The sequence below is a fragment of the Legionella lytica genome, assembly GCF_023921225.1.
GTDB lineage: Bacteria > Pseudomonadota > Gammaproteobacteria > Legionellales > Legionellaceae > Legionella > Legionella lytica.
Map to the genome: position 1 here is coordinate 1339917 of NZ_CP071527.1, position 14913 is coordinate 1354829.

Below are 14913 nucleotides of genomic sequence, written 5' to 3' on the forward strand. Positions count from 1 at the left end.
TCCTTATTTATTGTGTTGTGAAGAGCAGTTTGCTCTGTTGGTTGAGGCGAAATAACGAGCCTTAGCTTTTAATTCTTCTAGTTGAACCTGGGCATGCAAAGTGTTGAGTTGTACTTGCGTGGTCATTTGCTCGCGTTGATTCACTAGAAATAAAGTGCTGTCACCCTGATAAAATTTTTTTGTTTCCCCTTGTTGCACCTTTTGCGCCAAAGTTAATTCTTTTTTTAGAAGGCTGACTTGTTGTCTACTTCTGTTGATGCCAATGAGCATGTTGGCAAATTCATTGCTCAGTTGCTCGTACAAAAATCTCTTTTCAACGCGAACTTGGCGCAATTCGCTTTCTGCTTGGATTAGGTTGCCTTTGGCTTGCCTTTGTAATAAAGGAAACTTAAACGAAACACCAACCATGGCTGCTTGTGGAATCATTAAAGGATAGCCACCTGTTCCATTTTGTTTAAAGGTATAGGCAGTCGCATCTAACTGAGGTAATAGTTCGTTGCGGGCCTGATTGCGTTTGAGCCTCATTATCGTGGCGTAATGGTTTAGTTTTTTTATTCCTGGGTGTTCTGTTAGTGAAGCGTCTATGGGGTATGACGTGCTAGTCAAATCAGGTAGAGAGCCTATTTCAGGAACTCGCGGATTTCCCTTTGGATCACGAAAATAAAGAGATAAGTTAACCCCTGCTTGTTCAAATATCATTTGGCCTTGATTGAGTAATTGTTCTCGTTGAACAATTTGTTGTAAGTTTTCACTGATCGCAAGTTTTGGCAAATCTCCAAGGCTTGCTTGTTGTTCAATGGCGTGTTGTCGTTTTTGCGCTAAGTGCAGGAGTTGTCTAAATGTGTTTAATTGAAGGCCCGCCTCTACCCATTGCCAATAGGCTTTAATGGCTTCTTGATAAATTTTTATTTTGATTGCCTCGGCATCTTGTTCCTTCATCAGCATCAATTGAGCAGAAGACAATAGCCCGGTTCGTTCCTTATCAATGAGCCGGTCACGAAGTAGCGGTAGTGATAGTCCTGCGCGGTATTCTCCACCGGAGTTGGTTAAATAATTTTGATAGTATATAGGCCAATTACCTTCACCATTGCGATAGCCTGCAAATAGTTTTACTCCGTTATAAAGAGTCGGTATGGTCAGTTGCGTATCACCGTAATTATTTATATAGCCGCCTGCGGGTTGCGAGCGAGTACTGGCTTCCAATGAGGGGTCAAACTGCCCCTTTGCATTAACAAAAGCACCACTGGCTTTAATGACTTCAAGGCGTGCTATTTTTACTTGGGGGTAATGAGTATCGATGCTTTCTAGTACCTTCATTAAGCTTAGTTTTTGTGTTTCCTGATGGGCATAAGATTCTGAATGCACGTACAAAGCGCTCAGTCCCATAAGCATAATGACCAATTTAGGTAAGTTAGAAGTCATCATGCTGCTGCCTTTTCTGCTGAACTTTCAGGGGGAAAGCCATTAAACTGACGCCATAACTCATACCACAAAGGTACCTCGCCTAATTGCACCCAACCATGTACACGCACGCCTTGCCTCAAAAAAGCAGGCGCAGGCCAAGGCTCATCAGGCACAATCACGACGCGAAATACCCCCATACCATTATCAGTGGGGTCAATAAAAGCTACTTTCCCACCAAAAGTACCTACGGCGATTTGTGGCCAACCTCTAAATTGAATGGCTGGCCATCCCTCAAACTGAAGACGTGCTTTTTGATTTAAATGAACGAATGGAATGTCATTGCCATCAATCCAGAGCGCTACGGCTCTAGATTCGGTTTCAGGTATAATCTCTGCCACTATTTCCCCTTCTTTAACGACAACGCTTTGTTGTCCGGCCAAGCGCTTAAAGATTATTCCAGGGACATGTGCTTTGATAAGTTGGGTTTGTTGTCTTGCGATGCGAACATCAATACCGACCTTATCAATATTGGCTTGTGCTAATTCATTTTGGTATTTCGCGTATTCAATTTGAGCCAATTCGTATTGGCGTTTTGAGTTAATGCCTTGTTGGTATAAGTTCTTTTGGCGATCCACATTCGCTTTTCCGGCGCTTAATGATTGCTCTGCCGCTTTGATGCGAAGCATAATAGCTTTCTTTTCCAGCTCCAATCGTTTGAGTAGCTCGGGATCATTGTCTGTAATCTCTACTATAGGATCGCCTGCTTTGACAATCACCCCTTCATCAACATACCACTTTTTAATTCTGCCATAAATGGGCGAATTGACAGTATGCAATCGCTCAGAGGGTGAAAACGCAATCACTTTTCCACTGCCTAAGGCAAATTGTTGCCAAGGAGTAAAACTCAAAAATAAAATTAACATCAAAAGTACTAAAAAAATAATCTTAGCTATTTTGCGAGGATTGGGTAATTTGCCAATCATTTGATAGGCGTGTAGCTTCATGAGAGCACCAAGCGGTTAGACAATGGAATAAGATTTGGATATTGAGTAATTATAATCAAAAGAGTTTCGTTGAGTGTTGCTAAATAGCCGATGAGCAATTCAATGTCTTTTGTAGTCAGCCTATCAAAAAGCCCATCGATGATAATCAGCTGGGGTTTAGCAACCAAGGCACGAATCACCATGAGTTGAATGAGTTCGCGTTCAGTAAAAACAAGTTCCCAATCATAAATGATACTTTTTAAGCCCCGAGGTTGGCTCATGATTTTATCCATCAACCCAAAGGATTTTAAAAGTTCTTTTAATTGCTGTATCGAAAAAGACGGTTGATTAAGCTGTAAATTGTCATAAATGCTGCCAGCAAACCATTCTTTATCTCTAAGTAATAAGGTGTTGTCACGTAGACAGCGCCTGTATTCTTGATGACAGAGGATTTCATTTATATATACTGTGAGGTTAGTATTATTTTTAAAACCCAAAATAAAATCGGTAAATGATTCTTGTTTATGTGTTTGATTCACGCAAATAACAAGGGGATTTTCAGGAGTGCTCGAGGCTTTTTCTTGATTTTCAGTGACTAGCGTGATGATTTTTATGGGAATAACAAGTTCGCTTAACTCGTTGTTAATCGCTTCGGTTGGGAGATTTAATACCACGTCAATTTTATGCTCGGAAGCCACTAAATCGTAATAATTTTCCAAAAGAACACCAAAACGTTTAAAAGCATAGATTAATGCACCCAGCACAATCTCTGCTGCAACGAGTTGACCTAAACTTAATTGGTTGTTAATCACGAGATAACCACCTAAGCCGAGTAAAAGACTGCTGGCGATTGCCGAGAGGAGATAAAAACCAATCTGATGTTTAATGAGTTGCTTAAAATGCATATTGCGTGCTTTTAAGAAACCAACTAATCGCTTATCGGTTTGTTGGGTCGCATAGTGATGATATCGATTAAATCGAAATAAAAAGCGATTGGCCAGTAACTCCTCTAACCATGCACCTATCTGGTGTTTTTCAGCGCATTCTTTTTCGGCGCTCGCTAATCCTTTTCGATAAGGCAGATAAACAATCAAAATAATACTTAGTATAATAAATCCATCAAATACCAGAAAGAGTGGATGATAAAAAAGAAGCAAGAGTAAACCAAAAAAGAGCTGCAAACTTAAGTTCACGCCGTAGAGTAGCAGACTTGATAGCGCTTTATTGATAGTCACCACCTCAAAAAAACGATTAACGAGCTCAGGACCATGATGTGAGGAGAAATTATCGAGTGACAAATGAGTAAATTGACGAGTTAGGTTAAGACTTATTTTAACCATGAGTTTTTGTTGAATGACTTCGATGATAATAGCTTGCCAGACATTTAAAGCGCCTAGAGCAATCATAAGGACAAGCACCATCACACTTAGAGTCAGCACAGGTTGAAGCAATTTACCAAAGGCAATCAGATTGACTAAGGTTTGTGCCGCAATCGGGATACTTAATGTCAGAAGGCTTACGATAACGCTTATCATGGCTATTGATGCAATGGTCGCCTTATCTAGAGTCTCAACAATAGAGTTCATTTCTTTTTTCATCAAACGCCCCATATCCTTTGCTTAATGTTTTAATTTATCCATGATAAAAAATTCGAGCGATTCAATAGCTTTATTTTCATCTTTCTTTTTAATTAAAGATACATGAATGTCTCTTAAAGAGGGGAGAAAATAATCATCGAGTCTATCTAGATAATTAGGAATCATACTGCGCTGTATGGCGGTAATCCCAAGGCCTGCGCGAACGGCTGCCATTTTACCTGCATAACTAGGGCTGCTAAATGCCAAGCGCCATTTCAGGTGATGTTCATTGAGTGACTCGATGACGTTTCCGCGATAGACGCAAGGTGTGGGTGAAAGAATGAGTGGAATCATTGCTTTATCATGAAGTGCTGGCAGTAGTTCTTTTTTGCCTACCCATTCCACAGGCTCATTCCATACATTCACCCCTTCCGAAATTTGATTTTTTTCATTTGTTTTTATCAAAATCAAATCAAATTCATCCTGATGAAAGCGCTCGATTAAATTTAGGGTTAAATCACACTCCACATTCAGCATGACTCTGGGATGGAGTCTTGAAAATTCAACTAAGACATCCGAGAGCATCATCGCTGCAAAATCTTCGGGAAGACCAAAACGAAGTTCTCCTTGGAGCTCCGGTGTTTTAAATCGATCGAGCGATTCGCGATGCAATTCATAAATTCGCTTGGCGTAGCTTAAAAAAAGCTCTCCATCTGGCGTTAAGGCTAAATCCCGTCCACGAGTAATTAATTGTTTTTCAACTAAATTCTCCAGTTTAGCAATTTGCTGACTGATGGCAGATTGAGTTCGACCGACACGCGAGGCGGCTTTGGTGAAGCTTTGCGTTTCAGCGACTGCTAAAAAGCACTGTAAGGTTACTGTATCTAGTGACATTAGAATTCCTAATAGAAAATATAAATATTTTTAATTTCACTTATATCAGTATATCTAATATATTTTCATTGTAGCAAAACAATTTCTAATGGGGAATGATGTGAATATAATAGTTCTAATTTTTTTATGTCTCATGTTGGCCTGTCCAGTGACTGCGCTTGTCTTTAATTGTCTTTTAACTTTTCGACCAATTATTGCGGCGCGCTGGGCGGGTTACAGTGTCGGATTAGGGTTCTTGATTGGGGTGGGGTTACTTTCTTATTTGTCCTTATCACAAAATTCAACAATCTACTGGTTAATGAATCTCAATACACTGAGCCTGTTGTTATGCAGCTTGGTGTTATTGGTCAGCTTTGTCGTGCATCGCTTTTCATTAAGGTATATGCATGGAGACAGACTCTACAAGCGCTTTTTTCTTCTTTTATCAATCCTAACCCTAACAGCCATGCTTATGGTTTTTGCCGATAATTTATTTTTATTCTGGGGGGCTTGGTCTTTTTCTAATTTATTTCTCGTGTTGTTAATGGTGCATAAGAAAGAATGGTTGGCTGCAAAAAATTCGGGGCTCTTGGCCTTTTATACTCTGTCGATAGGAAGTATCTGTTTATTAATTGCTTTTATTACCTTAAGTCTCACTTATTCAACAAACTCTATTTCGACCTTGACTAACCTGTCTAACCCCGACCACTTATCATTAGTTTCAATGGGCCTTGTCTTAATTGGCGCACTAGCTCAATCTGGATTGTTTCCTTTCCATCGATGGCTTATCAGCTCATTGAACTCACCAACTCCAGTCTCTGCATTGATGCATGCGGGCCTTGTTAATGGCGGAGGAATTTTAATCGTTAAATTTGCACCAATGCTGATGCTTTATCCAGGATTGTTGACTCTGTTGTTCATAGCCGGCTCTATCTCGGCCTTACTAGGTACTGTTTGGAAGTTGATGCAGCACGATATTAAAAAAATGTTGGCTTGTTCCACCATGGCTCAAATGGGCTTCATGATGATGCAATGTGGGGTGGGCTTATTTGCTGCAGCTATAGCACATCTGTGTTGGCATGGATTATTCAAAGCCTATCTGTTTTTAAGTTCAGGCTCTGCAGTGAAACAAAAAAAATCAGAGACTACTTCTTCTAAAGTATCTTCCACCATGCTTCTCACTTCTCTTATCGGTGGTGTTGTGGCAATGACTTCCTTTGCTGTTGTAACGAATAAGTCCATCTCTATGCATGAGGCCAGTGGCTTTGTTTTGTTCTTTGCCTTCATCGCGGGCGCACAACTCATGCTCACCTGGATTCGCGCTCACCAAGTGGTGTTAAGTTTAGTTTCAGGCCTTGTTCTTGCCCTATTTTCAGGACTTATGTATGGCGCAAGCATTCAACTGATTCAGTGGCTAATCCCTAGTATAGCAACACTAGAAGCACCTCAATTATCGCTAATTCATTGGACCATAATGGCCTTATTTGGTGCTTTGTGGGTGGTATTTAATCTGGAGGTGCATAAAAAAACAGGTCAATCAAAACTCGGGTGTTGGCTTTATGTGACTTTGTTTAATTCAAGCCAGCCTTCTAGAAAAACCGTCACTGCTTTACGAAACGAGTACAACTACTAAACCTATTAAGGAGTATTTATGACTAGCGCAAAACTGTTAGCGAAACACCACACGATACAGTCAGAGGATAAAAAAGAAGGTAAGAGCTATCAGCCTGGAACAGGTAAAAACCTAGAGATACAGGTTTTAGTACACAACGCCGCAAAATGCATTACCCCTGTTTGGCCTCTTGAAACGTTTATTGCCTGTAATCCATTACAAGGCTTTGAAGGCCAAACGTTTGAAGAAGCATTAGCTCAGGGTGGGTTTAGGCGCCAAAGAGCAGAGCGCAATGTGCAACTTGAAGCAGTTAATCTGCAAATGATTAAATGGTGCGGCGCCTTTTTTGATGCAGGGCAAGGCAGTATTGATATGCCCTATCGTGAGCAGGGCTTTTATTATGGGTTCTTAAAATTAGCCTCTTTTGATAGACAAGTGCACCACAATAAAAAAGAAGCAAAGACGTTTCTACAGCAATTGCCCGAATCAGCAGAGGAGGCAATTAAAATCTGTCTGCAAAGACTTCATGTTGCCAAAGGGCAAGAAGAAGCCTTTCTTGCAAAGACAGTTTCTTACTTGCCCGGATGGGCAGGGTTCGTGAAATGGAAAACAGATTGGCAGAATTCAAATAAAGCAGAAAAAGCAAAAGTAACGCTCACTGATTTTCTGGCAGTGCGCTTGGTGCTCACCTGCATTCTCTGGCCTGAAGCGCTCAAAGAAAAAAAAAGCAGCGACGATGGTTCTTTGGTTAAAAAAGTGTTGGCGCAATTAAAAAGTAATGAGGATTCGTATCGAAAAAAACTATTAGCTTTGCTTTTGCCAGAGGTAAAAAAGGAGGCCGCTCAGGCTCCTCGAAGAAATGCTCAGTTGATTTTTTGCATTGATGTTCGTTCTGAGCCATTTCGTCGCGCGATCGAGTCTTTAGGTCATTATGAAACCTTTGGTTTTGCCGGATTTTTTGGTCTTCCGGTGCGTATCGAGGAATTTGATACCAATAAAAGTAAAGAGTGCTGTCCCGTCTTGTTAAAGCCTAAGTATGCGATTAAAGAAATATCAGCTGCAAATAAAGACGATTATGAGCGTTATCAACGAGGAAAATCATTGATTAATGGTTGTAAAAACCTTTATACGCAACTCAAACACAATGTGTCGACACCTTTTGCTCTAGTCGAATCATTAGGACTTTGGTGTGGGTTGAATATGACTTTAAAATCTTTATCGCCAGAGGTGAGTAACAATTCATTATCAGCTATCAAGGGTTGGTTGAAGCCTGCTATGCCAACCAAGGTGGCTTATGAGCTAAGTGAAAACGATGCAGAACAAGGTTTGTCCTTGCAAGAGCAGGTTAGTTATGCTGAGACGGTATTACGTCTTATGGGACTCACCTCCGGTTTTGCTAAACTCATTATTTTTTGTGGGCATGGAAGTAGTACTGAAAATAATCCTTATGCATCGGCTTTGGATTGTGGTGCTTGTGGCGGGAATCATGGGGGAATAAACGCGCGACTATTGGCATCCATTCTTAATAAACGTGAAGTTCGTCAAGGTTTAGAAGAGTGTGGCATGCACATTCCCTTAGATACGGTATTTTACGGAGCACTGCATAATACCACGACGGACTGCGTTGAGGTGTATACGCAAGGCGAAGCAAAACCTATTTATCCCGAACTTTTAAATCAACTCAAAAACGATTTAAAAGAGGCGCAGCTTATAACCAATCAAGAGCGAGGAATTAAATTACAGAGTGGCACGCCTCATAAATACATCCTACGACGAAGCCTAGATTGGTCTGAGACACGACCCGAATGGGGCTTAGCTCGAAATGCTGCCTTTATTGTTGCACCTAGGCATCTAACAAAAAATATTCCTCTTGATGGTCGTTGTTTCTTGCATTCGTATCGTTTTGAGCAAGACCATGATGGGGCACTGCTCGAGACGATTTTGACAGCACCCATGGTCGTGGCTGAATGGATCAATACCCAATATTTATTTTCTACCTTAGATAATGTGACCTTTGGCAGTGGGAGCAAAGTCACTCACAATGTGGTTGGAACGATTGGAGTGATGCAGGGCAATGGAAGCGATTTGATGCATGGACTTCCCCTACAATCAGTCATGAGCTCTGATGAGCATGCCTATCATGAACCACAGCGTTTGCTAACAGTTGTTTATGCACACAGAGATAGGGTCTCTCAAGTGATTGAAAAACACTCCATCTTAAAAACCCTATTTTTTAATCAATGGGTACACTTGGTCGTTATCGATCCCATCAATCAACTTTCTTATCAATTAAGCCAATCTGGCGAGTGGAATTTAGTAAAACAATAAATAGCGAGGAGAAAAAAATGAATGTGGTTAAAGTTCAAGAGCGAAAAGATGTTGGAATTAATTTACATCCAATGAAAAAAATTGAGGTTATTGTTGCAGGAGAACATGAGCACTTGATTACATCCATGATGGATGAAGCATCAGTGACAGGATATACACTGATACGAAACGTTTCTGGAAAAGGACATCATGGCTTTCATGAAGGGAAAATGATGTTTAATGATAAATCCTCATTAGTCTTATTTATTGCAGTGGCGCCGGAGGAGGTGATTGTAACCTTAGCCTTGGGGATGAAAACGCTGTTTCAAAATGAGTCAGGGGTCATGTTTGTTTCCGATGTTTCGGTGGCAAGGCTTGATTATTTTCACATTATGAATACTTAATCATGTACTATAAAAATCAAAATGTTTTATTAGCCTCCAAACATGAAAAGGAGCAAGTGATTGCTCCGCCTTTTATGACTAAGTTATCGTGCACCTTGCGAGTGCTCGAATTTGATACCGATCAGTTTGGTACGTTTACTGGAGAGGTTGCCCGAACGCTGAGCCCTTATGAAACCTGTCTTCTAAAGGCTAAAACAGCAGCAAAACGCTATAACTATGCCCTTGCTGTCGCCTCTGAGGGAAGCTTTGGGCCTCATCCTGCGTTTCCTTTTGTACCAAGTGCGCATGAGCTGATGGTGTTTGTTGACAGAACGCGGGATTGGATTATTGCAGAGCAATTAGTAAGCCAAAAAACAAATTACGCGATGATAACGATTAACAAAAATACAGAACTTGATGCTTTTCTTAAACGAGTTCAATTCCCATCTCATGCACTCATTCTGCAAGTGCCCTCCAATAACCAGGTGTTGGCGAAAGGTGTTAATGATTTAGAGTCGTTGACCCATCACCTAGATCTTGGTTTTAAAACCGAAAAAGAGCTTCTTTTAGCAACCGACATGCGGGCTATGATGAATCCTACTCGAATGGCGGTGATTGGTGAGTTGGCGGATAAATTAACGCAACGAATTGCTAGTCTTTGTGCTCGATGTGAACGCCCAGGCTTTGGATTCAAAGCAACTAAAGGCGCATTACCTTGCGGGCTGTGTGGTTCTCCTACCTCGATTTATGAGGAAGAAGTTTGGGGTTGTATTGGCTGTGAACACCAAGAATTCAAAAGGCGGCGAGATGGTTTACTAAAAGCCGACCCTACCTATTGTGATTATTGCAACCCTTAGGGGCTAACTTTGTTTAAGGCTCCGCTATTAAGCGTATTGATGATACGTTATGATGCCACTTTTTTAAAAGAGCCATTTATGAAAAAAGGATTGTTATTAATTAATTTAGGCACACCAAATTCTACGAATAGGCGAGATATTAAGCGATATTTGCGCGAGTTTTTGACTGATAAACGAGTCATTGATTTACCTGCGCTGGTTCGTTACTTTCTGGTCTATGGATTAATCGTGCCTTTTAGATCAAAAAATACGGCTCATGCCTATCAATCGATATGGACTTCTCGGGGCTCACCCTTAATGGTGTACAGTCAGGACTTGGCCATGTCTATCCAACAACGCTTGGAAGAACACTATCAAGTAGCATTAGGCATGCGTTACGGTGCGCCTTCCATAGAACAAGCGCTTGATGAATTAAAAACATGCGATGAGATTACCATTCTTCCTTTATATCCTCAGTACTCTTCTGCTGCAACGGGCTCATCGATTGAAGAAGTAATGCGCATTTTATCCCAAAGGGAGGTGATTCCTTCGCTCCGTGTACTTCGTGATTTCTATCATCATACAGCCTACATCGCTTCACAAAGTGAAGTCATTCAAAGCCATTTAAAAAAGGAATCTCATTTGCTATTTAGTTATCACGGAATTCCTGAGCGCCACATTATCAAGACAGGATGTGATACGGTATGCTTGAAAGACTGTCCTTTCGTAAGCTTGAAAAATCAAGCCTGCTATAGGGCGCAGTGTTTTGAAACGAGTCGTTTGCTTGCAAAAGAATTAAAATTACAGGCACATCAATATACTACGGCATTTCAATCAAGATTGGGAAAAACACCCTGGATAAAACCCTATACCGATGAAGTATTATCTGAGTTGATTGAACGGGGAACGCAACGTCTTGCAGTGGTTTGCCCCTCTTTTACTGTTGACTGTCTGGAAACATTAGAAGAGATAGGCATGCGCCTTAAAGAGCGGTGGATTGATTTAGGAGGAAAGGAATTTACTCTAATTCCTTGTTTAAATACCCGCGAATCTTGGGTAGAGGCGGTTGCTCAATTAATTAAGTCTTAACTCAGCTTTTATTGTATATGAGCAGGAAGGCCTCATAACGAGGCCTTTTCGTATTAGTCCTCAACGCTGATTTCAATTTTTTTCTCAGTCGCAGCTTCTCTTTTGGGAATCCTGATTTCCAGAACACCATGAGCATAGCGCGCTGTGATTTTTGCATCATCCGCGGTTTGAGGAAGACTAAAGCGACGATAGAATTGCCCTTGCGTGCGCTCTCTTCGTGTATAGCCTTGATGATGCTCGGTTTGTTCGAACTGTCGCTGACCTTTAAGAGTAAGAACGTGATTTTCTAGGGAAATATCAATGTCTTCCTTGTTTACCCCAGGAACATCGGCAATCACTAAAAAGCAGTCTTTTTCTTCTTTAATATCCACCAAAGGTGACCAACTACTGGTTTCAATATAGGATGAATCATCCTGTTTTTGAATGTTAAAAAAATCATTTAACAGAAGACCCATATCACGGTACATGGGCATAGTTTTAATTAAAGTGTTCATGCTGTCTCCTTAAAATATGATTTTGGTTAATTTCTTAAGTAAGGGTTATTGAAAGAAATTCAAGTGCCCCATTTTAAAAAAAATGGTAATGAATCACACTTAATACATTGCCCTAAGCCTTGCAATTCGTTCTGAAGTCAACGGGTGAGTTGCAAAAAGGTTCGCGAGCTTTTCTCCATTGATGGGGTTGACGATAAAGAGGTGAGCTGTTGCAGGGTGGGCTTCTGCCTTCGTAAAATAGTGTTGATGACTTGCCTGCTCTAATTTAATCAGAGCATTGGCAAGCCAAAGAGGATTACCGCAAATTCTTGCCCCGCCTGCATCTGCTTCAAATTCCCTAGAGCGGGAAATCGCCATTTGAATGAGTCCCGCTGCGATGGGTGCAAGAATCATCATCATTATCCCTGCAATTGGATGGGCACTGTGTTCTTCCCCATCGCTCGATTGAGAGGAGAGTGGCATCCACATTAACAGGTTTACAAGTCCACTAATTGCCCCGGCAATAGTTGCACTCACGGCGCTAATCAATGTGTCTCGATGGACAACGTGGGCAAGCTCATGAGCTAAAACGCCAGTAAGCTCTTCCTTAGTTAATCGCTCCAATAAGCCGGTGGTTACGGCAATGCTTGCATGGTGAGGATTTCGTCCTGTAGCAAAGGCGTTTGGTGTCGCGTTATTAATTAGGTATACCTTAGGTATGGGGGTACCTGCACGATGAGCAAGGTCCTCAACTATTCTATAAACAAAAAAAGTACTGGATACTAATTGAGCTTGGTACAGATTCAAGACAATAGTATCTGAGTACCAATACGCTGAAAAATTCATTATTCCTGCAAAAAGTAGCGCAATAAGTATGCCTGTGTGGCCACCTAAAGCGCCACCTATAAATACCAATAGTGCCGTTAAGGCGCCTAGAAAAAGGAGTGTTTTCAAGTTGTTTTCCATTTTATCACCTGACTATTAAATACGTTACAGCAACTAAATGGGGATAAGCGTGACAACTTCAACTAAAAGGTCATTGACCGAGTATTTTGGTCACAAACTAGAGCTAAGTGCTTGATTTTAAATGGCGCGCTCGGAGGGACTCGAACCCCCGACACCTTGGTTCGAAGCCAAGTACTCTATCCAGCTGAGCTACGAGCGCATTAGGGTGTGAATTTGAGTGTTGAATACATCTTAGTCGGTTGATTGAGCTTGTGACCAAGAATGGTGGGCCGTATAGGATTCGAACCTATGACACAGAGGTTAAAAGCCTCCTGCTCTACCAACTGAGCTAACGGCCCTAAAGGGCTAACTTTTAAAACTACTACACTGTACTACAAAATCTGGTGGGCCGTATAGGATTCGAACCTATGACACAGAGGTTAAAAGCCTCCTGCTCTACCAACTGAGCTAACGGCCCTAAAGAGGCTGAAATAATACCGTATTGGCGCAGAAATTCAAGTGTTTTTTGCAAACTTTATCATTTTTTTTGTAATTTTATCGCTCAAGGCCTCATATATTTTGGCATGAAGGATATTATTGGTACCAAAATGAATAAGTTGGGTTTTTTTTGTATATCAATGATATTGCTGAGATTTCTAAGTATTTTTTTGTTTTGGAGTTTTTAGCCAATGTAGTTGGCTGAATAATATGTAATTGCCATTAAGATTAGATTGGATTAAACATGTGACAAACTTTGTTTGGAGAACTCCTCATATTATCTTTGAGTGTAACCCGAAATCTGAGTAATAATTTAAATTCCTGTGTAGTAATGAACAGGACTATGATGACTAGAGCCTTAATCACGTTATTCTGTGATTAAGGCTGGTGATTTTATGTAGAGGGTGACGGCTTTGGCTCTGAATTTTCTGAAGGTGTTGCCGTTTCTTGTGTTGGAGCAAAGCTATTTGGCTTAAAGAAGCCTTGCGCCGAAGACCTGGTTATGGCGTGCTTTGTATTGAGTTCCAGTATGCTCGCCAATTCCTTCAACCCTAATATTTGTGCCAGTTCGATGACGCGGGTTGGGGGTATGATGTCATCCAATCGTTGCCAATCATTTTGTATTGGAGTACTTGACATGTCTCCCATGAGGGTTCTGATAAAACCTGGGGTTGCACAGGTTTCATGAGAACATTGGTGTTTGGCTAATAAGATCATCAGTAAATTAAATTGTGTGTTTAGATCTTGTGCCGCGATGAGTGTTGGATTGCTTAAGAGTTCGCTAAACTCAGGAATAAGCTCAATGCGTTGTTGGTTAAGTAATTGAGCATGGTAGTGCGGACATACTTTTGTACGTAACTCAGACAAGTAAAGCTCATTGGCCACTGGGTTGGTGTCTGCATCGATTAGGCTACCATCAGGGTGTCGTTCTGCGGTCCATTTCGAGCCCATGACTTGCATTGTTAGTTTTACTGATGGACAGCCAATCCGAATAAGAGGGTGGATATCGGCTCCTACCGGTAGTAGGAGGTCGGGAATTGGCGGAAAGAAGCTGTTGTTGACTACAAAATAAACGTGTCGGCCGCTAATGCCCACGATTACGGTTGAGCCCGAGTGCATCGGTATCGCATAGGGATATTCTTTTTGCTCTTTGGTGATGGGGTCGCGATAATAAATGGTTCCGGTTGCTGCATCCAAGGCAATTGAGGTTGTGGTGGTTCCTGGAATGGTCTGTTCACCATCTTGTTGTTTGTCCCAGCTGAGGCCGAATAATACACTTCGGTTCATCCCTGCATCAACGAGTTTTGCATGCCATGCTCCTTGCGTTCCATTTTGAGTGTCGACTACGGTGCACACGCGGTGGGTGGTACTTAGGGTTGTGGGAGTAAAACTCATATTATTTTGTTGTAGCTCCGCTACAGATAGGCTACGAATGCGAGAGGGCTCTCCTTGAGGATTGGAACTAGAAGCAAAGCAGCCATTCTCCGGTAGGCTGAACTTGAAATGATTAATATCTAAAGGTGCGCCAGCTTGCGCAGGTTTTGGCATATAGCGTGTGTCTTGGGCTTGTATGTACAAGGGATTGATTGTTGATAGTTGATTGAGACTAGGTGGCATTTTCTTTTGTTGGCGCAGACTGGATGTTTCCATCGGCTGGTTATTTAGTAGAGTAAATAGTTCATCTAGGCTATGAGTACGCACCTGTGGTTTATTCATACTATTTTGCCTGGCTTTAGTGAACAGAGTTTGTTGGGGAGCTGCAAATACTTGGGCAATAAAATGACTGCTGTAGCGGGATTGAAATGAGGCATTTCGTTCTTGTAGCTGTCCATTCCAGGCAAAGTGCCTCAGGTATTGCAATGCCGTATGTAATTGTTTTTCTTCATGAGTACTTAATTTTTCCTGTGCGGATTTTTGCATTAGTTCGGTACTA

12 protein-coding genes and 3 tRNA genes are annotated in these 14913 nt (G+C 41.4%); 5 read left to right on the plus strand and 10 right to left on the minus strand.

The annotated features are described in order from the left end of the window. Positions 1-3: 3 nt before the first annotated feature. Genes J2N86_RS05995 through J2N86_RS06010 form a run of 4 tightly spaced genes read right to left on the minus strand, consistent with a single transcriptional unit; the run spans position 4 to position 4858 of the window. Positions 4-1386, minus strand: coding sequence for a TolC family protein (locus J2N86_RS05995; protein ID WP_407658984.1), 1383 nt, complete (start codon positions 1384-1386; stop codon positions 4-6). Between the two features lie 35 nt (positions 1387-1421). Continuing rightward, entirely contained in the window at positions 1422-2408 is a 987-nt protein-coding gene (locus J2N86_RS06000; RefSeq protein WP_252581756.1) for an HlyD family secretion protein, read from the minus strand. Next, complete coding sequence (locus J2N86_RS06005) at positions 2405-3985, minus strand: ABC transporter transmembrane domain-containing protein (protein WP_252581759.1); 1581 nt, start codon at positions 3983-3985, stop codon at positions 2405-2407. Before J2N86_RS06005 ends, J2N86_RS06000 begins: the two co-directional genes overlap by 4 nt. A 21-nt stretch (positions 3986-4006) precedes the next feature. Beyond that, on the minus strand, positions 4007-4858 hold the full coding sequence (locus tag J2N86_RS06010; RefSeq protein ID WP_252581762.1) for a LysR substrate-binding domain-containing protein: 852 nt from the start codon (positions 4856-4858) through the stop codon (positions 4007-4009). Between the two features lie 100 nt (positions 4859-4958). Between J2N86_RS06010 and J2N86_RS06015 the strand changes: the two genes are divergently transcribed. The 5 genes from J2N86_RS06015 to hemH all read left to right on the plus strand — a co-directional run bounded on the left by J2N86_RS06015 (position 4959) and on the right by hemH (position 11064). Continuing rightward, the gene (locus tag J2N86_RS06015) at positions 4959-6470 is read left to right on the plus strand and encodes a proton-conducting transporter transmembrane domain-containing protein (RefSeq protein ID WP_252581764.1); all 1512 of its coding nucleotides are present in this window, start codon (positions 4959-4961) and stop codon (positions 6468-6470) included. Between the two features lie 18 nt (positions 6471-6488). Continuing rightward, a complete protein-coding gene (locus J2N86_RS06020) occupies positions 6489-8777 on the plus strand; it encodes a DUF2309 domain-containing protein (protein WP_252581767.1) in 2289 nt (762 codons plus the stop codon). A gap of 17 nt (positions 8778-8794) precedes the next feature. After that, entirely contained in the window at positions 8795-9160 is a 366-nt protein-coding gene (locus J2N86_RS06025; RefSeq protein ID WP_252581770.1) for a P-II family nitrogen regulator, read from the plus strand. A gap of 2 nt (positions 9161-9162) precedes the next feature. Beyond that, complete coding sequence (locus tag J2N86_RS06030; protein WP_252581773.1) at positions 9163-9996, plus strand: DUF6671 family protein; 834 nt, start codon at positions 9163-9165, stop codon at positions 9994-9996. Positions 9997-10074: 78 nt separating this feature from the next. Continuing rightward, positions 10075-11064, plus strand: coding sequence for a ferrochelatase (hemH, locus tag J2N86_RS06035; RefSeq protein WP_252581776.1), 990 nt, complete (start codon positions 10075-10077; stop codon positions 11062-11064). A 53-nt stretch (positions 11065-11117) separates the two neighbouring features. Here hemH and J2N86_RS06040 read toward each other — a convergent pair whose 3' ends face one another. From J2N86_RS06040 to J2N86_RS06065, 6 genes are all read right to left on the minus strand, one after another. After that, positions 11118-11558 carry an Hsp20/alpha crystallin family protein gene (locus J2N86_RS06040; protein ID WP_252581779.1) on the minus strand — a complete coding sequence of 147 codons (441 nt, stop codon included), beginning with the start codon at positions 11556-11558 and terminating at the stop codon, positions 11118-11120. Positions 11559-11657: 99 nt separating this feature from the next. Continuing rightward, positions 11658-12503: a zinc metalloprotease HtpX gene (gene htpX / locus J2N86_RS06045; protein WP_252581782.1), complete on the minus strand. Its 846-nt coding sequence runs from the start codon at positions 12501-12503 to the stop codon at positions 11658-11660. Positions 12504-12625: 122 nt separating this feature from the next. After that, positions 12626-12702, minus strand: a tRNA-Arg gene (locus J2N86_RS06050). Positions 12703-12765: 63 nt separating this feature from the next. Then, positions 12766-12841, minus strand: a tRNA-Lys gene (locus J2N86_RS06055). Between the two features lie 43 nt (positions 12842-12884). Continuing rightward, positions 12885-12960: transfer RNA gene (locus tag J2N86_RS06060), tRNA-Lys, on the minus strand. 413 nt (positions 12961-13373) lie between these two features. Then, a complete protein-coding gene (locus J2N86_RS06065) occupies positions 13374-14900 on the minus strand; it encodes a hypothetical protein (RefSeq protein ID WP_252581785.1) in 1527 nt (508 codons plus the stop codon). Positions 14901-14913: the final 13 nt, after the last annotated feature.